Raw genomic sequence first — 18,246 nt, forward strand, 5'->3', positions numbered from 1 at the left:
CGATGCTATCCGTCTTGGCGTTGCCGGCTCGGTACCCAACCGCCGGGACGGCAGCGTCGAGGCCTTGTTCGCGGGACAGGCCGAAGCCGTCGCCGACATGGTGGCGCGCTGCCGGAACGGACCGGAATTCGCGCGCGTCGATGCGATCGAGGATCAGCCGGTGATGGCGAACGCCTTGCAATTGATCCGGCCCGGCGAGCGCTTCTCACAGCTTCCGACGGTGTAAGCGGACCATAGCGCCACGGCCTGCGACCACGCGTTTCGTACCGGCAACGCGAAAGTCAGGCGTCTTTTTCCGTTATGCGCAGCGAAGGCCCGAACACCTCGGCGAACGCGCGCCGCAACGCGATGTCGACATCCGCCAGTCCGACGCGAAGGCCGAGATCGACGAGGCTGGTGACGCCGTAGCGCGGGTCGGTGACGCCGCAGGGTACGATGGCGTCGAAATGGCTGAGGTCGGGATCGACATTGAGCGAGACGCCGTGGAACGATACCCAGCGGCGCAGCCGCACGCCGATCGCCGCGATCTTGTCCTCGCGGCCTGGTCCCTTGTCCGGGCGCGCCACCCAGACGCCGACCCGATCCTGCCGCCGTTCGCCCTTGACGTCGAAAGTGCCGAGCGTACGGATGATCCATTCCTCCAGCCCGGCGACGAACGCCCGCACGTCGGGGCGACGGCGCTTCAAGTCGAGCATGACATAGGCCACGCGCTGGCCGGGGCCATGATAGGTCACCTGACCACCGCGGCCGGTCGAAAACAGCGGAAAGCGGGTCTGCAGCAGATCGCCTTCGCGTCCGCTGGTGCCGGAGGTGTAGAGCGGAGGGTGCTCCAGCAGCCAGACCAGTTCCGGCGCTTCGCCCGAGGCGATCGCGGCCGCCCGCGCTTCCATGACGGCAACGGCCTCCGGATAGGGCACCGGCGCATCGGACGAGACCCAGTCGACCCGACTGCCGGGCGAGGCTGCAAATGGCTTCAAATCGAGAAGCTGGCGGTCGTTAACCATTGTCTAACCATAACGTGGTGGTCTTGAACCGTATCAATTTTGCATGGTCCGTGAGTCCGTATTCGTGGCGACGCTCGATAAAGTATCCGTTGATCTCATGGTGGTCCTGGGGACCACGTCGATGCCCGTTCATCAGGTCATGAGGCTCAGCCGCGGCGCGATCATCGAACTGGATGCCACCGAGCAGGACGAGGTCAAGATCCTCGCCAACAACATGCCGGTCGCCAGCGGGGTGGTGATGGTCAATCGCAACCGCATCGCGGTTGAGGTCAAGCAGATGCTGCCGCGAACTCCCGATCGCAGGTAGGCGGACTTGGGGTCCGCAGCGTTCGGTCTCAACATAGCTGGCGGATCAAGAGCAGGCCCGAAACCGCTGATTCCAGTATCGTTACGGCTCCCAGGCGATGCTTGTTTCGGATCGCTTTAGCCCGGGAAGAACGTTCCGCCGGGCCTTGTCCCCCCACCGTTGTTTTGTTACATCGGCGCCGTTGATCCGGTCGGGGCGCGAGCCTCGGCTCCGATCCAAAAGCGCTCGTAGCGGAATTGGTAGACGCGCTGCCTTGAGGTGGCAGTGAGTAACATCGTGGGGGTTCGAGTCCCTCCGAGCGCACCACCTCACAAAATCGATCCGGAGGCCGCGTTAAGTCGTTGCGGAGCCTAGCTGACCCTCAGCGCCGCGACTGGAGAAACTGTTTTCCCTTCTCGGTCACGGTCCAGGCGATGTGATTGGTAAATCCCGCGATGATCGAGCGGGATCTGATCAGGCCCATGGCTTCCAGCCTGTCCCGGATGACGGTCGCGCTCTTTTCGCCAAGTTCCCAATAGTCCGACATGCGAAATGTCTGCCGGTACCAATATCCGACAAGCTCTCGAACGTAGGCTTCCGACGGGCTCTTGAGGAGCTGCGCATATATTCCGACAAAAACGTCGCCCAGTGAAATCGACTTTGAGACGGTATCCGGTGCCCCTTCTTCGGATCGATAGACAAGGAATTCTACGGTAACCGAATCGACCGACCCCGCGAGAACCAGCTCCGTCGAGCCGCGATTGAGATTGGCCAGCTTCTGGTGAAAGTCCGCATTCTCGATGCGGAGTCTTTCCAGCTCCTGGAGGACCTTCGGATCGACGGCTTGGTCGCCTCGTATCCAGCCGGCTCTCGGCTTCAAGTTTACCGCGGTTGCGACGGCCATAACGGCCTTCATGCAAAGGTCGCTTTCGTTGGTCCAGGATTCGACGATGCCAGCGGCACTCAAACGAGCTTTGAAAGCGTCCAGCTTTTCTTTCAGTCCGGCGTCCGGTTCGGGAATTTCAGAAAGGAACGCAAGTATCGGAACGTCTTTCGATCGCGCGTACTCAAATGCTCCTTCGCTAAAGTTCAGACCGTCGTGCGAGAGCGAACCGTAACGGCTGCCGACGATCGCGACATAATAGTCGCTTCGATCAATGATCCGCTTGATGTAATCCAGCTGCGTTTGATCGGTAGCCGGCAGCACCTCCAGACCAGCAGGCATGTATCCTGCTTTTGCCAACGTGTTGCTGACGGCCTGTCGTTCGTCCCTCAAATCATTGTAGGTCGAACTGATGAAAACCTGAAAAACCCGATTCACGTGATTTCCACATGCGGCTGATATCGTAGGCAACTGAAGCGCGGAATAGGGCGCGGGATTTCGTTAAGGTGGCATTGCTGAATCGGCAATTTCGGCGCATCGGACGGGCGTCGGATCGTTAAGCACAGATTCCCACCAGCCGTCATCCGTTTCGGCCGGCTGGCCGACTCCTGGAACGTAGAGAGAACATTCGAGGAAGGACGCGCTGCTTTTGGAGCTATGCGGACCGGTGGCGCAAGGCTTAGGCCTCAGGAGGGTTTCGAAAGGTCTGCAATGAAGTCCTGCTTCGGAACGAGTGGAGGGATTATTAACGTTTTATTTACCATACGATTCCAGCATTCACTCATGAGGATCTCGCGCACCACTCATAACGATTTGCTGTCGCTCGAAGCCGCCGCGACGGTCGCACGTAGCGGCTTTGCCTGCATCTTTTCATCTTCCGACGAATACGAACGGGCCCTCATTACAGAGCGCCGTGCCCAGGGCCGCTATACCGGCCGCCAAAATAGTTGGATGGTGACGGCGCTCATTGCGCTGGCGCTCGCGTTCGCCGGGGTGATTATTTATTGGGTGTGACCAGCCCAGCCTCGTGAATCGGCAACGGCGAAGATGCTCACCCGTGAAGCGAGTGCATCAGGATTGAAGCCGCGCGCGGCCGCGTGGCTCCAGCGCCGAAGATACGAGTGCGAAAGAACCTGCTTCGCCGTACCGTCCTGTTTCATGTCGCTCTTCGTTTTCGATCCCTTCGACATGCCGACAGTCCTGTGTTTGGACGTCTTGCCTTTGGCTGTCTTGCCCTGGGACATGACGTGCGGGAATGTGGACGGACTGTTCGGCGTAGTATCCTGAGCCGGCGCACCATAAGTCTGTGCCGCAGCGGTGCCGATGCCCATCAGTGCTGCGCAGCAGACTGGCCATAAGCAGGATCTGGTTCCTGATGAAACCGGAAACCCTATCTTAACCGTTACGGCATGGCACTGTGGCGGACTGCGATTCGATCGCTAGATTTAAGGAATGGTCCAGCTTGTCACAGTTGCATCCGTGATATCCGCCTACCAGAAACCAGAGGCTACGGTGGATACCAGTAACCAGGCCCAGACCGATCTCTGGGCGAGCCGGCTGAATGTCTCGCGCCAGACGTTGTTGGAAGCGGCCGAACAGGTCGGACCATCGGTCGCCGCGCTGCGCCGCTACCTTTCCAGATAAAACACTTCTCTGTTCATGCCTCGCCGGCCGATGGGCTGACCCACGCCTTGCGGCGCCGGTTCCATTTTGTGACCCGTGTCATTGAAGCCCGTTCGCACGTGAGTCACATCACGGATCGATCGGGCTTTGTCATGCATCGTGGTCGCATCGTCAAACCGACGATGTGTCAATCAGCGAGGAGAACCACGATGAACAGGACTTCCACGACCGGTGACATCCGTGCGCTCACGGGTGATGAGCTCAACAGCGTATCGGGCGGCATGAAAGCCGTAGTGTTCGTCGATCGTATGTTCATGACGATCGAGGCCGACGCCAATCATTACGGCGTCGTCGTCCGGCCAGGCTTCGAACACACCTGCGTCAGCTTCGGCGGCGACGGCTGCTGAAACTGACGTCAACCAAATGCAACATCATTTCAGGAGATTGCAATGTCCCAACAGACCAGAAACAACGAGACTCGTGTTCTGACGCCGGACGAACTGGATGCCGTGTCCGGCGGCGCCAAATCGCTCCACAACGAGTTTTCGGTCGGCGGCTATAAGATGACCATCGACGCGGACGCCGTGCACTACACCGTGGTTGTCACGGAGAAATAACTTGCGGACCCGGTGAGCCGGTCAGCCGCCCGAAGGAGGGGAGTTGACCGGCGTGTTCCGCGGATCGGTCCGGCCGTGCCGGGGTTCGGCGGAAGCCTTCCGTGGGCGGGGGAGGCGGGTTGCCTTCGATCTTTCACAATCTCCTGCGTCCACCATATATTGCTCAAACGTCAGGGTGCGGGCGCAACACCTTGGCCGTCCCAAACCAATGTGCTATTTGGCTGGCGCCGCTTCGATCGCCGTTACTGCTGCTCGCACCCGGTCTAACCGGTTGCGCCGCCAAGGATATTCTGTAGATGGATTCGACCGCCAAAACCGCCTCCGCACCTGATTCCTTCTTTGCGGCCAACCTGACCGAGGCCGATCCCGAAATCGCTGCCGCGATCAAGGGCGAATTGGGTCGTCAGCGCCACGAGATCGAACTGATCGCGTCCGAAAACATCGTCAGCCGCGCGGTTTTGGAGGCGCAGGGCTCGGTATTGACCAACAAATACGCCGAGGGTTATCCGGGCGCGCGCTATTATGGTGGGTGCGAGTGGGTCGACGTCGTGGAAACGCTGGCGATCGAACGGGCCAAGAAACTGTTCGGCGCCCAGTTTGCCAACGTCCAGCCGAACTCAGGCAGCCAGATGAACCAGGCGGTGTTCCTGGCGCTGCTGCAACCCGGCGACACCTTCATGGGGCTCGACCTTGCGGCTGGTGGTCACCTGACCCACGGTGCGCCGGTCAACATGTCAGGCAAATGGTTCAAGGCCGCGCACTACACGGTGCGGCGGGACGATCATTTGATCGACATGGACGAGGTCGCGCGCCGGGCCGAGGAGGTCAAGCCGAAGCTGATCATCGCCGGCGGTTCGGCCTATTCGCGGCCGTGGGACTTCAAACGCTTTCGCGAGATCGCCGACAGCGTCGGGGCCTATCTGATGGTGGACATGGCGCACTTTGCCGGTCTTGTCGCGGGGGGCGTGCATGCTTCCCCGGTGCCGCACGCGCATGTGACCACGACCACCACCCACAAGTCGCTGCGCGGTCCGCGTGGCGGCCTGATCCTGTGCAATGACGAGGCGCTCGCCAAGAAGTTCAATTCGGCGATCTTTCCGGGCCTGCAGGGCGGACCGCTGATGCATGTCATCGCGGCCAAGGCCGTGGCATTCGGCGAAGCGCTGCGACCGGACTTCAAGCTTTACGCGAAGAACGTTGTCGAAAACGCCAAGGCGTTGGCCGAAGGCCTGCGTGGCCATGGCTTCGATATCGTCTCCGGCGGCACCGACAACCACCTGATGCTGGTTGACCTGCGACCCAAGGGGCTGAGAGGCAACGTCTCGGAAAAGGCGCTGGTCCGGGCGGCGATCACCTGCAACAAGAACGGCATTCCTTTCGATCCGGAAAAGCCGTTCGTGACCTCCGGTCTTCGTCTCGGCACGCCGGCCGCCACCACGCGGGGCTTCGGGGTTGCCGAATTCAGACAGGTCGGCGGCCTGATCGCGGAAGTGCTCAATGCCATCGCGCAGGCCGAGGACGGCAAGGCTCCGCTGGTCGAGGCGGCGGTGAAGGAGAAGGTCAAGGCGCTGACCGACCGTTTTCCAGTCTATCCAGACAGTTGAACCCATGAAGTCAGGAAGCATCACGATCGTTTCTGCTTCATGCACGGAATTAATCCGCGCGTTCATCGTATTGAAAACAATGGATTGCTGCTCGATAGTACGCGAGCGAGAGAATGCCGTTCTTCGCGCGATTGCGGCCAGCATGGTGGGGTGAGCGATGCGCTGCCCGAGTTGCAACAGTTTGGATACCCAGGTGAAAGATTCGCGGCCGACGGAAGACTCGGCTGTGATCCGGCGGCGGCGCGTCTGCATGGCCTGCAATTTCCGCTTCACCACCTTCGAGCGCGTGCAGTTGCGTGAACTGACGGTCATCAAGCGCAATGGGCGGCGGGTGCCGTTCGACCGCGACAAACTGGTTCGCTCGCTGCAGATATCGTTGCGCAAGCGGCCGGTCGATGCCGAGCGCGTCGAGACCATGGTGTCAGCCATCGTCCGCGAACTGGAGAGCGGCGGCGAGGCGGAAATTTCGTCCGAGACCATCGGCGAAATCGTGATGGAGCATTTGAGGAGTCTCGACGACGTCGCCTATGTGCGCTTTGCCTCGGTGTACCGCAATTTCCGGGAGGCCAAGGATTTCGAGGCGGTGCTGGGTGAGCTTTCCAGCGAGGACGACGCGCGGCAGGTGCCGCTGCGCAAATGATCTTCCGCGTTCTGGAAGAGCAATACGGCGAGAAGCTCCGGACGGCCAAGGCCGCTGATTTGCATTTCATGCAACTGGCGCTGGCGCTGGGGCGCCGCGGCCTGGGCGCGAGCGCGCCCAATCCGGCGGTGGGCGCGGTCATCGTGAGGGACGGTGTGATCGTCGGCCGCGGCTGGACCCAGCCGGGAGGCCGTCCGCATGCCGAGGTCGAGGCGCTGCGGCGCGCGGGGGAGGCGGTGCGCGGCGCGACGCTGTATGTCACGCTTGAGCCATGTTCGCATGTCGGAAAAACGCCGCCCTGCGCCGATGCCGTGATCGCAGCCGGCATCACGCGTGTGGTGTCCGCTATCGAGGATCCCACTCCCGAAGTCGCGGGGCAGGGCCACGCCCGGTTGCGGGCCGCCGGAATATCGGTCGAAGTCGGGCTTTGCGCGGTCGAGGCGGCGCACCATCATGCCGGCCATTTCCGGCGGGTCCGGGACAAGCGCCCGCACGTCATCCTTAAACTCGCCACGTCCAGCGACGGAAAAATCGCAGCCGCCGGAGGCACGCCGGTCGCCATTACGGGCGAGGCGGCCAGAGCGCGGGTGCATCTGCTGCGTGCGCAGTGCAACGGCATCCTGGTCGGCATCGGCACCGTGCTGGCCGACGATCCTCTCCTGACATGCCGGCTTCCGGGCATGGAAACGCGCTCGCCGCTGCGCGTGGTGCTGGATCACGCACTGCGCATTCCGCATGAGAGCCGGCTGGTGCGGTCCGCGCGCGAGACCCCGCTTTGGGTGATGGCCTCGGACCCTATTGAAGCGTCCACGGCCACGACACTCGGTACGGCCGGCGTGCAGGTCGTGCGCGTTCCGGTCGCGGCCGGCGCGCCCGGGCTTGATCTGGCGGCGGTTCTCCGTGCCCTGTCCGAGAGGGGTGTCACGCGCCTGATGGTGGAAGGCGGGGCGCGTGTTGCAGCGTCCTTCATCGCGGCCGGTCTGGTCGATGAAGCGTGGCTGCTGCGTGGTCCCGATCCGATCGGCGACGAGGGGTTGCCGGCGCTTGGCCCCTTGCCGCTCGATGCCATCACCCGATCGTCTCAATTCAAGGTTCGTGCGAGCGAGAGGCTGGATCAGGACATCCTCACGATTTACGAGCGCGCCTAGAGCCTTTCACCGTTTCATGGAAACGATGAAAGACTCCAGCTTCTTGATTTGGCGCGTTTTCTTCACGCGAACCGGATTCCACTTCGCTCGAAAACGCTCTTAGAGCCTTTCCGCTTCGCTCGAAAACGATATAAATCGGGATAGTTTGAATTCGAAAGCGTTTCGGCCGCTGCGGAAGGTTCTGATGTTCACCGGCATAGTGAGCGACATCGGCGAGATCGAAAGTCTGACGCCGACGGCGCAGAACCGGCTGCATCGGCTGCGCGTCCTCAGCCGTTACGATCGCAGTACAATCGCCGACGGCGCGTCGATTGCCTGCAATGGGGTTTGCCTGACTGTTGTCGCCTCGGGCGTCAATGGCGGGCGAACCTGGTTCGACGTCGATGTCGGGGCTGAGACGCTCGATGTCACGACGGCAAAGAATTGGTCGGTGGGGGCGCGGCTCAATCTCGAACGCGCGTTGAAAATCGGCGACGAACTCGGCGGCCACATCGTCGCAGGCCACGTCGACGGAATCGCCACCGTGGTTGCGCGCGACGATCTGCATGGTATGGCGCGTTTTGAATTGCGCACAGCCCGGGATCTGGCGCGCTTCATCGCAGCCAAGGGTTCGGTGACGCTGGACGGGGTATCGCTGACGGTGAACACGGTTCGGGACGAGGCGTTTTCGGTGCTTATCATTCCGCGAACGCTCGACGTCACGACGCTGGGGGATTGGCGCGCGGGCGGGCAGGTTAATATCGAGGTGGACCTGATGGCGCGTTACGCGGCGCGGCTGAGCGAGATGAAGTAGGCTTTCGATAAATGCATCATGTGCGGGCTTGACCCGCGCATTCTTCCTCTTAACAAGATGGATTGCCGGGATCATAGGCGAGCGAAGCGGCGCGGTTCTTCGATCGCCTATTCCCGGCGATGGCTAACCGGAGCAGGGTATGGCAGAGGCAAGGCGCGCAGCGCCTCAGGATCAGGCCGACGTCTCGGGCGCGCGCGCCCTGATTGTCGAGGCGCGGTTCTACGACGACATTCAGAATGCGCTGCTCGAAGGCGCGGTCGCGGAACTGAGATCGGCCGGCGTCGGTTATGAGGTCGTCACCGTTCCCGGAGCTCTGGAAATCCCGGCGGCGATTGCCATCGCGCTCGATGCGGCCGAGCGGAATGGCAAACCCTACGATGCGGTGGTCGCGCTCGGCTGCGTGGTGCGGGGCGATACCATCCATTTCGAGATCGTCTCGACGGAATCCTGCCGCGCGCTGATGGACTTGTCGGTGCAGCGCCGCGTGCCTCTCGGTAACGGCATCATCACCGTCAACACCGATGCGCAGGCGTGGGCGAGGGCGCGCGCGAGCGAATTGAACAAGGGCGGCCACGCGGCGCAGGCGGCGCTGACAATGCTGCGGATCAAGCGCCGATTGGCGAAGGCGTAACGGCACGATGTCGGATATCAAGCAAAGCGTCGACAGGAAGGCCAACCGGCGCGGTGCGGCGCGGCTCGCCGCGGTGCAGGCGCTGTATCAGATGGAGATCGGTGGCGCAGGGATCAACGACGTCTTCGCGGAGTTCGATAGCCACTGGCTCGGCAGCGAAGTCGAAGGCGACAGATACCTTCCCGCCGAGGCTGCCTTCTTTCGAGATGTGGTGGCGGGCGTGGTTCGTGATCAGGTCAGGATCGACCCCTTGATCGACGATGCGCTGTCCAGGGGCTGGCCGCTGAAACGGATCGACGCGATCCTGCGTGCGGTGCTGCGTGCCGGATCGTACGAACTGGAACATCGCAAGGATGTTCCGGCTCGGGTCGTGGTGTCCGAATATGTGGATGTCGCGCACGCCTTCGTCGAGAAGCAGGAGGCCGGCATGGTCAACGCGGTGCTCGATCAGATCGCGCGCCGCTTCCGCGCCGGCGAGTTCGCGGGCTGAGCGCTGCTGCTCGACGGCGTTGTCGCGAACTCGCATTCACGAGGATCGAAGCATGCCGTCCGGTGAAGACGATCTGATTGGGCGCTATTTCAAGCCGATCGCGACCGACCCGGGTGCGCTCGGGCTTGCCGACGACGCCGCCATCCTGAAAGGTGACCGCGACGATCTCGTGATCACGACCGACGCCATTGTGGAAGATGTGCATTTCCTGAGCGGCGATCCGCCGGAAACGGTCGCCCGGAAAGCCTTGCGGGTCAATCTTTCCGATCTTGCCGCCAAGGGAGCAACACCTGCCGGCTTCGTCATGAGTCTCGCCTTGCGCAACGCCGACGAGGGTTGGCTCGCGTCATTCGCGCGTGGACTCGATGACGACGCAACCACGTTCGGTTGTCCGTTGCTTGGCGGTGACACCGTTGCAACGCCGGGGCCGCTGACGATTTCCGTCACCGCCTTTGGCCGCGTGCCGCCCGGTGAAATGATCTTGCGCAGCGGTGCGGAGCCGGGCGACCGCATCGTCGTTTCCGGCACCATTGGCGACGCGGCACTGGGGCTTGCTATCCTTACGGAAAAAATGACCGTCGGCGATGTCGCGATCCGCGAGTCGCTGCTCAACCGCTACCGGATTCCGCAGCCGCGCATCGGCCTCGCCGGCGCGGTGCGGCGCTACGCGCGTGCCGCTATGGATGTTTCCGACGGTCTGGCCGGCGATCTCGCGAAACTGTGCGCGGCGTCGGGAGTTTCGGCTGTGATCGATGCCGTATCCGTTCCGCTGTCGGACGCCGCACGCGGACTGCTGGAACAGGGCCGGACGTGTCTTGAATCGGTGGTGAGCGGCGGCGACGATTACGAGATCCTGTGCACGATCGCTGAGAATCGTTTCGGGGATTTCGCCCGCACGGCGCTCAGCGTCGGCGTCGCGGTAACATCGATCGGAACAATCGTTGCGGGCGACACGGCTCCGAAGTGGCTCGGTGCCGAAGGCAAGGAGATCGCGCTCTCGCGGCTTTCCTACAGCCATTTCTGACGATCAATCCCCAGCCCCTAGAGCCTTTCCGCTTCTGACGGAATCAGAAGCGTACCTTTATGATTTTGATTCGATGCGTTTTCCTCACGCGAACCGGTTTCCGCCCCTCTTGAAAACGCTCTATTGGGTCTCGCGCGACCCTGTGTAAAAACAACGCCCGGCCGAGGCCGGGCGTTGCGCATTCGAGAAGAGATCGCTTCAGGTGCCGCTGCCGAACCGGCGCGACCACCATCCCGCACGGCGCGGACGATCTTCGTTCGATGCTTCCGGAGGCTGTTGCTGCTCGGGTGAAGTTTCTTCCGGCTGGCTTTGAATCGTAGGCGCTACCGGCGGCGCCTCATCCGAAGTGAAACTCACTTTCTCGCGCACCGTCGAGCGCCGGCGACCGGCTTTTTCGGATTCTGGTATGGCCTGATCCTTGGCGTCATCCGGAGGGCTCGCGACGTCCGGCTGTTCCGCAGGATTCTGCGGCTGAGCCTCGATATCGGGCGAAGCGGCCTGCGGCTCAGGGGCGATCGGTGCCGAGTCGAAGTCTGCGACGGCTTCCATGACTTCCGGGGTCGAGGTCGGACCGAGTTCGTCGGAAATCGAGCCGGCGAGGCCTGTGCCGGCACCACCGCGGCGCCGACGACCGCCACGTCGTCCGCGACGACGCGGGCGCCGTTCTCCGTCCGGAGACTGATCGGCCCGCGCTTCGGGGTCCTGCACTCCGGCGTCGTCTCCATCAGTGTCGACGTCGCCGGTCATGAAGCGCGCCGCAGCGAAATCAGCGGGGATCAGGACATTGTCGGTATCGTCGTCAGGCACGGCTTGGTCGTCGCGGATTTCTACGGATCGTTCGCGCCGGGACCGGCGGCGCTTCCGCTTGCGGCCGTCGCCTTCTTCGCTAGCAGTTTGTTCGTCGGCACGGGCTTCGGTCTCGCCGGTTTCGGCCTCGATATCGAGCGGCTGCTCATCCTCATGGATTTCTTCCGCCTGTGAAGGAACCGCGGCAAGTTGCGCGGCCAACACCGCTTTCGCGGCTTCCAGCGTATGCACCTGCTCACCGCGATCAATGATGAACGATTGCTGGCCGGCGATCGCAGGGTCGGCGACCACGGAGAGACCGACCTTGAAGCTGTGTTCGAGGTCGCGCAGATGACCACGCTTCTGGTTGAGCACATACAGCGCGACGTTGGTGCGGGTCCGCACGATAAGATTGTGCGTCGCACCTTTCATCAGGGTTTCCTCAAGGCTGCGCAGCAACTGCAACGCCACCGACGGAACCGAGCGCACGTGACCGGTGCCGCCGCAGTGCGGGCAGGGCTCGGTCGAGCTTTCCAGCATGCTGGCGCGAATGCGCTGGCGCGACATTTCCAGAAGGCCGAAGTGCGAGATGCGCCCGACCTGGATGCGCGCTCGGTCGTGGCGCAGACAATCGCTGAGCTTGCGCTCCACCGCACGGTTGTTGCGCTTCTCGTCCATGTCGATGAAGTCGATGACGATCAGGCCGGCGAGATCGCGCAAGCGCAACTGTCTGGCGACTTCCTCCGCGGCCTCGAGGTTGGTTTTGAGCGCCGTATCCTTGATGTGATGCTCGCGGGTCGAGCGGCCCGAGTTGACGTCGATCGACACCAGCGCCTCGGTCTGGTTGATCACGATGTATCCTCCGGAGCGAAGCTGCACCGTCGGCGAGAACATCGCATCGAGCTGGCTTTCCACGCCCATGCGCGAGAATAGCGGTTGATAATCGTGATATGGCTTCACCGCGCGAACGTTGGACGGCATCAGCATCTTCATGAAATCGCGTGCCTCCCGGTAGCCGGCTTCACCGGCCACCTGGATTTCGTCGATTTCCTTGTTGTAGAGATCGCGCAGCGAACGCTTGATCAGCGAGCCTTCTTCATACACGAGCGTCGGCGCCTGCGACCGCAAGGTCACGTCGCGCACGGTTTCCCACATGCGGATCAGATATTCGAAATCGCGTTTGATCTCCGGCTTGGTGCGCGAGGCGCCGGCGGTGCGCAGGATAACGCCCATGCCTTCGGGCACGTCGAGATCCTGCACCACTTCCTTCAGCCGCGAACGGTCCTGCGCCGAGGTGATCTTGCGGCTGATGCCGCCGCCGCGCGCGGTATTGGGCATCAACACGGCATAGCGACCGGCCAGCGAAAGATAGGTCGTCAGCGCCGCGCCCTTGTTGCCGCGCTCTTCCTTGACCACCTGCACCAGCATCACCTGGCGGCGCTTGATGACTTCCTGAATCTTGTACTGACGCCGCGGCCGGTAGGCGCGTTCGGGCACTTCCTCCAGTGCATCGTCGCCGCCGACGGATTCGACCTGCTGGTCTTCCTCGGTCTCGCCTTCGTCCTCGTCCTCCTCGGTGGGGATCACCTCGCTGGGGGATTCGGACTCAAAAGGCTGACCGTCCTGTTCATGCACCTCGTGATCGTGAGTTTCATGTTCCTCGGTGGCATCATGAAGAACGGCCGGTTCTGCATGATCGTCTTGAGCGTCGCGGGCAGGCGGCTCGAAATCGGCCTCATGCTGATTCGACACGGAGACGGGAACGTCGGCGTCGGCACCTTGCGCCTCGTCGGGATGTTCGAAGACGGCGTCGCTCGAATCCGGCGCGAAAGCGAGGTCTTGCGGTTCGTGCGGATGGCCGGCATCGGTTTCGTGGAAATCGCCATGCTCCGCGTCGTCATGCGCCTGCTCATGGAACTGGTCGTGATTCGCGTCGTCCTCATGTGGATGATCGTGATCCTGAATCTCGTGTTGTTCCTGGAGATGATTGTCCGGCGTCAATTCATCGTGAGGCTGACCGAACTGCGAGGCATCCGCCGCCGAGTCGTCATGGTCGGCGTCTTCGACGATGGCGCTCTGCACGCGTTCGCCGTGATCGCGCCGGCGCGAACTGCGATTCCGCGAGCGGCGGCGGCTGGAGCGATCTTCCGATTCTTCCTCCGCCTCGCGATGCGCACGCTCGTCGGCTTCGATCAGCGCCTGACGGTCGGCGACCGGAATTTGATAGTAGTCAGGATGGATTTCGCTGAATGCGAGGAAGCCGTGGCGGTTTCCGCCGTACTCGATGAACGCGGCCTGCAGCGAAGGTTCGACGCGAGTGACCTTGGCCAGATAAATATTGCCGCGCAGCTGTTTGCGCTGGGCGGATTCGAAATCAAATTCCTCGACGCGATTGCCGCGAACGACGACCACCCGGGTTTCTTCCGGGTGGGTGGCGTCGATCAACATCTTGTTGGGTTTGTTGGACATGTTGGAGCTCTTGGCGGCGGAGGGCGCATGGCACGGCGCGCGCGTTTCGCGCGGCCGGGTGACGCAACGGTCCACCTGATTCGGGGGTGAGGGGAAGGCCGCGATGCGATCCTGGGCGCCTTGCCGATCCCGTTCCCGGCGCGGTGCGGCGCGCGAAGCTCTTGCCTCGCGTCGGCGCGGCCTTTGCGGGAAATTTGGTCGGCTCTTCAGTCTGGCGCATCAGGCGTCGGCCCGTCTGAACAGGTTGGCGGCAAAAGCACCGCCGTGTATCTCGCTGCCGGACCGACGCGGCGCCAAAGTGCCTGTCGGCTGTCGTACCTCGTGGCCGCAGGGCCGGGACAATCGGTCATTACCTTCTGAAACCGTCCCCGGCGCAAAAAACCTGGTACCGGACACCTCTCGGGCTTGAAACCGCCGCTCCAAATCGACCGCGCCGATGCGCTGGCTGTGGAGGGTTGGGAAACGCGGACACTTCGAACTACTTGAAGTCTAGCGCTGCACCGGGAGGCTGAACGCGACACAACCGGGAGTTTAACCGTCAGCATAGACTTACATACGTGGATTGTTTGTCGCTTGCAAGGGACAGCGTCGCCCGTCGGCAACACCGCCGGTATTTGTCGTCGACGGGTTAAGGCCCGATTAACCCTGCGGTCCTATTGCGGTAAAAGGCAGCTCGGAGGCATGGGTTCGTTGGCGAGCCGCGCAAATCTGGGAATCATCTGGCTCTTTGCCGTTGCGCTGTTTCTTTCCGGCGCAGCTTCACTCGCCGCCGGGAACGAGCCTGATCGCCCCGGGGTTGCGGGGGATTTTCCCGTCGCCTCGGAAGTCCGGCTCGCGGGCGATGAGAAACAAACCCGCTTCATTCTGGATCTGGACAAAAAAATCGATGTCCACGCCTTTCTGCTGGCCAATCCTTACCGGGCCGTCATTGACATCCCACAGGTGAGCTTCCGCCTGGCGCCCGATGCCGGCGGCATGGGACGCGGCCTGATCAAGGCGTTCCGCTACGGGCTGGTGATGCCCGGCGGATCACGGATCGTGTTCGATCTCGCAGGTCCCGCAAAGATCGAAAAGGCCTACGTGCTCGATGCCGCAAATGGTCAGCCGCCTCGTCTGGTGGTCGAACTGGAGGCCGTCGACCGGGCTGCATTCAATCGCCTGTTGGCGACGTCAAACAGTTCCGAAGGGTTGAGGGGCGCGGTTTCCCCCGAATCAACTGTCGATGCGACCGGTTCGACCGGGGCAGCGACGCCGTCGGACACGCGTCCCGTGGTCGTGATCGATCCGGGCCATGGCGGGATCGACAACGGAACCGAGGCCTCGACGGGAGAGACGGAAAAGGATCTGGTGCTCGCCTTTGCCCTGGCTTTGCGCGACCGCATCGAGCAGGACGGCAAATATCACGTTGTTATGACCCGGACCGATGACACCTTCATCCCGCTGGCCGAGCGTGTGCGTGTCGCCCGAACCAACGGCGCCGCGCTGTTCGTGTCCATTCATGCGGATGCCCTGCCGCGCCGCGAGGGCGATGCCCGGGGTGCAACGATCTATACACTGTCGGACAAGGCATCAGACGCCGAAGCGGAGCGGTTGGCTGAAGCCGAAAACAAGGCCGACGCGATCGGAGGCGTCAACCTGACGGAGGAGCCGACCGAAGTCGCCGATATCTTGATCGACCTCGCGCAGCGGGAAACGCGCACGTTTTCAAACCGCTTCGCCCGGCTGTTGATGAGTGAGATGCAAACGACCATGCGGATGCACAAGCACCCGCTGAAATCGGCCGGGTTCAGGGTCCTCAAGGCGCCCGATGTGCCGTCGGTGTTGATCGAACTGGGGTTCGTCTCGAACAAGGCGGACCTCCGCCAAATGGTATCTAGCGACTGGCGCTCCAGGACGGTTCGTTCGGTCGCGAATGCGGTTGAGGCGTTCCTCGCGAAAAGAGTGGTTTCGGCCGGGCCGGCCCATTGAAGCCCTAGTTTGGCCACAGCCGCCGCTCTATAGAAAAGTTGTCGCAAGTTCGCAGAATCGGCCACAACCGGAGTTCCTGTCCGGCGGATGCTTCGACGAACGAACGCATCAACCGACGAAGAATAAAGCTCGCGGACTCGCCGCCCTGTCGCCCGGCGGCCGGTAACGAAACGGACATTCGATAATGCGCTTGCTGCTGCGGTTCGTCGGTTTTCTGTTTGCAGCGGGAACGATCCTGTTTCTGGTCGGCGTCGCGGCTGCGGCGGGACTGATCTGGCATTTTTCCAAGGACCTGCCGGACTACTCTCAGCTTCAGAATTATGAGCCGCCGGTGATGACGCGCGTCCATGCGTCCGACGGTTCGCTGCTCGGCGAATACGCGAAGGAACGCAGGCTTTATCTGCCGATACAGGCGGTGCCGAAGCTGGTCATCAACGCGTTCCTGGCCGCAGAGGACAAGAATTTCTACGAGCACGGCGGCATCGATTATTCCGGCATGCTTCGCGCGGCCCTGCTGTACGCCCAGAATTACGGATCCAACAAGCGGCCGCAGGGTGCCTCTACGATCACCCAGCAGGTTGCCAAGAACTTCCTGCTGACCAATGAAGTTTCCTTCACCCGCAAGATCAAGGAAGCCCTGCTCGCGATGCGGATCGAGCGGGCTTATTCGAAGGACAAGATCCTCGAACTGTACCTGAACGAAATCTATCTCGGCCTCGGCGCTTACGGCATCGCGGCCGCATCGCTCGTGTATTTCGATAAGTCGGTCAATGAATTGACCGTCGCCGAGGCTGCATATCTCGCGGCCTTGCCCAAGGCGCCTTCGACCCTGCATCCGGTCAAGAATCATGACCGCGCGGTCGAACGGCGTGATTATGTCATCGACCGGTTGCTGGAGAATGGCTGGATCAAGCAGGCTGATGCCGATAAGGCCCGCAAGGATCCGCTGATCGTCACCAGCCGCGCCAACGGGGCGCACACCTTTGCCGGCGAATATTTTGCCGAGGAAGTCAGGCGCGACCTGTTTGAACGCTACGGCGAAAAGAAGCTCTACGAAGGCGGACTGTCGGTCCGCACCACGCTCGACCCGAAACTGCAGGCAGTCGCCCGCAAGACCATGGCCAACGGCCTCGTCAACTATGATGAGGCCCAGGGTTGGCGCGGCGCCATGAGCACGCTCGATATCTCGGGCGACTGGGGCGTGAAACTCGCCGATGTGAAATCGCTGTCGGACATCGCGCCGTGGCGGATGGCAGTCGTGCTCGAATCCGATGACAAGTCCGCTCGGATCGGATTTCAACCCGGCCGCGAACTCGGCGGCGCCGTGAGCAGAGAGCGGCAAACCGGCCTGATTTCGCTCGATGGGGTGAAATGGGCCAAAGCCGCGTCGGGAGCTGCGCGTGGCCGTACGCCAACGAAGGTATCGCAAGTGCTTTCGCCTGGCGACGTGATCTATGCCGATCCCCTGATCGGCAAGGACGGCAAGATCGTCGAAGGCGAGTACCGGTTGCGACAACTGCCGCAAGTGTCCGGTGCGATGGTGGCGATGGAGCCGCGGACCGGCCGCGTGCTGGCGATGGTCGGCGGATTCTCGTTTGATCAGAGCCAGTTCAATCGCGCGACGCAGGCCTACCGGCAGCCGGGCTCCTCGTTCAAGCCTATCGTCTATTCCTCAGCGCTCGACAATGGCTATACGCCGTCGACCGTCGTCGTCGATGCGCCGATCGAGATCGATCAGGGGCAGGGCTCCGGCGTCTGGCGCCCGGAAAACTATTCGAAGGAAAAATACTATGGCCCGCAAACGCTCCGAAATGCGCTGCGGCTTTCGCTCAACACCGTGACGGTCCGGTTGGCGCAAGACATCGGCATGCCCTTGATCGGCGAATATGCCAAACGCTTCGGAGTTTACGATGAACTGCCGAATTATCTTTCCTATGCGCTGGGGGCCGGCGAGACCACCGTGCTGCGGATGGTGACTGCGTATTCGATGTTCGACAATGGCGGCAGGCGCGTGAAGCCGACCCTGATCGACCGCATTCAGGATCGCTATGGCCACACCATCTACAAGCACGACACCCGCGAATGCCGCGGGTGCGATGCGCCGGAGGGCTGGAAAAATCAGCCCGAGCCCCAATTGATCGATCACCGCGAGCGGGTGCTGGATTCGATGACCGCCTACCAGATCACCTCGATGATGGAGGGCGTGGTGCAGGCGGGCACCGCCACCGTCATGCGCGATGTCGGTAAGCCGATTGCCGGCAAGACCGGCACCACGAACGA

Annotated in this window: 18 protein-coding genes, 1 tRNA gene and 1 pseudogene; 16 read left to right on the top strand and 4 right to left on the bottom strand. The window is 62.2% G+C overall.

Features of this window, described 5'->3' with window-relative positions; translation table 11 throughout:
• Positions 1-226: acylphosphatase (locus BGN91_RS15035; protein ID WP_292614497.1), on the top strand; the 226-nt coding region annotated here is incomplete at its 5' end.
• Positions 227-281: 55 nt separating this feature from the next.
• On the opposite strand, the gene lipB is transcribed toward BGN91_RS15035, so the two are convergent.
• Positions 282-1,004, bottom strand: a complete 723-nt coding sequence (gene lipB, locus BGN91_RS15040) for a lipoyl(octanoyl) transferase LipB (RefSeq protein WP_292614498.1) — start codon at positions 1,002-1,004, stop codon at positions 282-284.
• 64 nt (positions 1,005-1,068) lie between these two features.
• Between lipB and BGN91_RS15045 the strand changes: the two genes are divergently transcribed.
• Both BGN91_RS15045 and BGN91_RS15050 read left to right on the top strand, forming a co-directional pair.
• Positions 1,069-1,311 (top strand): FliM/FliN family flagellar motor switch protein, encoded by a 243-nt coding sequence (locus BGN91_RS15045; protein WP_292614625.1) that lies wholly within the window; start codon positions 1,069-1,071, stop codon positions 1,309-1,311.
• Positions 1,312-1,532: 221 nt separating this feature from the next.
• A tRNA-Leu gene (locus BGN91_RS15050) sits at positions 1,533-1,617 on the top strand.
• Between the two features lie 55 nt (positions 1,618-1,672).
• Here BGN91_RS15050 and BGN91_RS15055 read toward each other — a convergent pair.
• On the bottom strand, positions 1,673-2,611 hold the full coding sequence (locus tag BGN91_RS15055) for a DUF4062 domain-containing protein (protein ID WP_292614499.1): 939 nt from the start codon (positions 2,609-2,611) through the stop codon (positions 1,673-1,675).
• Between the two features lie 345 nt (positions 2,612-2,956).
• Between BGN91_RS15055 and BGN91_RS15060 the strand changes: the two genes are divergently transcribed.
• Complete coding sequence (locus tag BGN91_RS15060) at positions 2,957-3,187, top strand: hypothetical protein (protein WP_292614500.1); 231 nt, start codon at positions 2,957-2,959, stop codon at positions 3,185-3,187.
• Here the strand turns inward: BGN91_RS15060 and BGN91_RS15065 are convergent.
• A complete protein-coding gene (locus BGN91_RS15065; RefSeq protein ID WP_292614501.1) occupies positions 3,175-3,504 on the bottom strand; it encodes a hypothetical protein in 330 nt (109 codons plus the stop codon). The two genes, BGN91_RS15060 and BGN91_RS15065, sit on opposite strands and share 13 nt — an antisense overlap.
• A gap of 181 nt (positions 3,505-3,685) precedes the next feature.
• On the opposite strand from BGN91_RS15065, the gene BGN91_RS15070 reads away from it, so the two are divergent.
• The 10 genes from BGN91_RS15070 to thiL all read left to right on the top strand — a co-directional run bounded on the left by BGN91_RS15070 (position 3,686) and on the right by thiL (position 10,743).
• Complete coding sequence (locus BGN91_RS15070) at positions 3,686-3,817, top strand: DUF3606 domain-containing protein (protein ID WP_292614503.1); 132 nt, start codon at positions 3,686-3,688, stop codon at positions 3,815-3,817.
• 188 nt (positions 3,818-4,005) lie between these two features.
• The gene (locus BGN91_RS15075) at positions 4,006-4,203 is read left to right on the top strand and encodes a hypothetical protein (protein WP_292614505.1); all 198 of its coding nucleotides are present in this window, start codon (positions 4,006-4,008) and stop codon (positions 4,201-4,203) included.
• A gap of 42 nt (positions 4,204-4,245) precedes the next feature.
• On the top strand, positions 4,246-4,413 hold the full coding sequence (locus tag BGN91_RS15080) for a hypothetical protein (protein ID WP_292614507.1): 168 nt from the start codon (positions 4,246-4,248) through the stop codon (positions 4,411-4,413).
• 296 nt (positions 4,414-4,709) lie between these two features.
• Positions 4,710-6,017 carry a serine hydroxymethyltransferase gene (gene glyA, locus BGN91_RS15085; protein WP_292614509.1) on the top strand — a complete coding sequence of 436 codons (1,308 nt, stop codon included), beginning with the start codon at positions 4,710-4,712 and terminating at the stop codon, positions 6,015-6,017.
• A gap of 157 nt (positions 6,018-6,174) precedes the next feature.
• Positions 6,175-6,657, top strand: coding sequence for a transcriptional regulator NrdR (gene nrdR, locus BGN91_RS15090; RefSeq protein WP_292614511.1), 483 nt, complete (start codon positions 6,175-6,177; stop codon positions 6,655-6,657).
• A complete protein-coding gene (ribD, locus tag BGN91_RS15095; RefSeq protein WP_292614513.1) occupies positions 6,654-7,805 on the top strand; it encodes a bifunctional diaminohydroxyphosphoribosylaminopyrimidine deaminase/5-amino-6-(5-phosphoribosylamino)uracil reductase RibD in 1,152 nt (383 codons plus the stop codon). Before nrdR ends, ribD begins: the two co-directional genes overlap by 4 nt.
• Before the next feature lie 184 nt (positions 7,806-7,989).
• Positions 7,990-8,598, top strand: a complete 609-nt coding sequence (locus BGN91_RS15100) for a riboflavin synthase (protein WP_292614515.1) — start codon at positions 7,990-7,992, stop codon at positions 8,596-8,598.
• 139 nt (positions 8,599-8,737) lie between these two features.
• Positions 8,738-9,229, top strand: coding sequence for a 6,7-dimethyl-8-ribityllumazine synthase (gene ribH / locus BGN91_RS15105; RefSeq protein WP_292614518.1), 492 nt, complete (start codon positions 8,738-8,740; stop codon positions 9,227-9,229).
• Between the two features lie 7 nt (positions 9,230-9,236).
• Positions 9,237-9,719, top strand: coding sequence for a transcription antitermination factor NusB (nusB, locus tag BGN91_RS15110; protein WP_292614520.1), 483 nt, complete (start codon positions 9,237-9,239; stop codon positions 9,717-9,719).
• 52 nt (positions 9,720-9,771) lie between these two features.
• On the top strand, positions 9,772-10,743 hold the full coding sequence (gene thiL / locus BGN91_RS15115) for a thiamine-phosphate kinase (RefSeq protein WP_292614522.1): 972 nt from the start codon (positions 9,772-9,774) through the stop codon (positions 10,741-10,743).
• Between the two features lie 198 nt (positions 10,744-10,941).
• Here the strand turns inward: thiL and BGN91_RS15120 are convergent, their stop codons facing one another.
• On the bottom strand, positions 10,942-13,998 hold the full coding sequence (locus BGN91_RS15120) for an Rne/Rng family ribonuclease (protein WP_292614524.1): 3,057 nt from the start codon (positions 13,996-13,998) through the stop codon (positions 10,942-10,944).
• 690 nt (positions 13,999-14,688) lie between these two features.
• Here BGN91_RS15120 and BGN91_RS15125 point away from each other — a divergent pair.
• Positions 14,689-15,966 carry an N-acetylmuramoyl-L-alanine amidase gene (locus tag BGN91_RS15125; RefSeq protein WP_292614627.1) on the top strand — a complete coding sequence of 426 codons (1,278 nt, stop codon included), beginning with the start codon at positions 14,689-14,691 and terminating at the stop codon, positions 15,964-15,966.
• Between the two features lie 184 nt (positions 15,967-16,150).
• Positions 16,151-18,246 (top strand): annotated as a pseudogene (locus BGN91_RS15130) (penicillin-binding protein 1A); the annotation flags it as partial.

The sequence above is a fragment of the Nitrobacter sp. 62-13 genome (assembly GCF_001896955.1).
Lineage (GTDB): Bacteria > Pseudomonadota > Alphaproteobacteria > Rhizobiales > Xanthobacteraceae > Nitrobacter.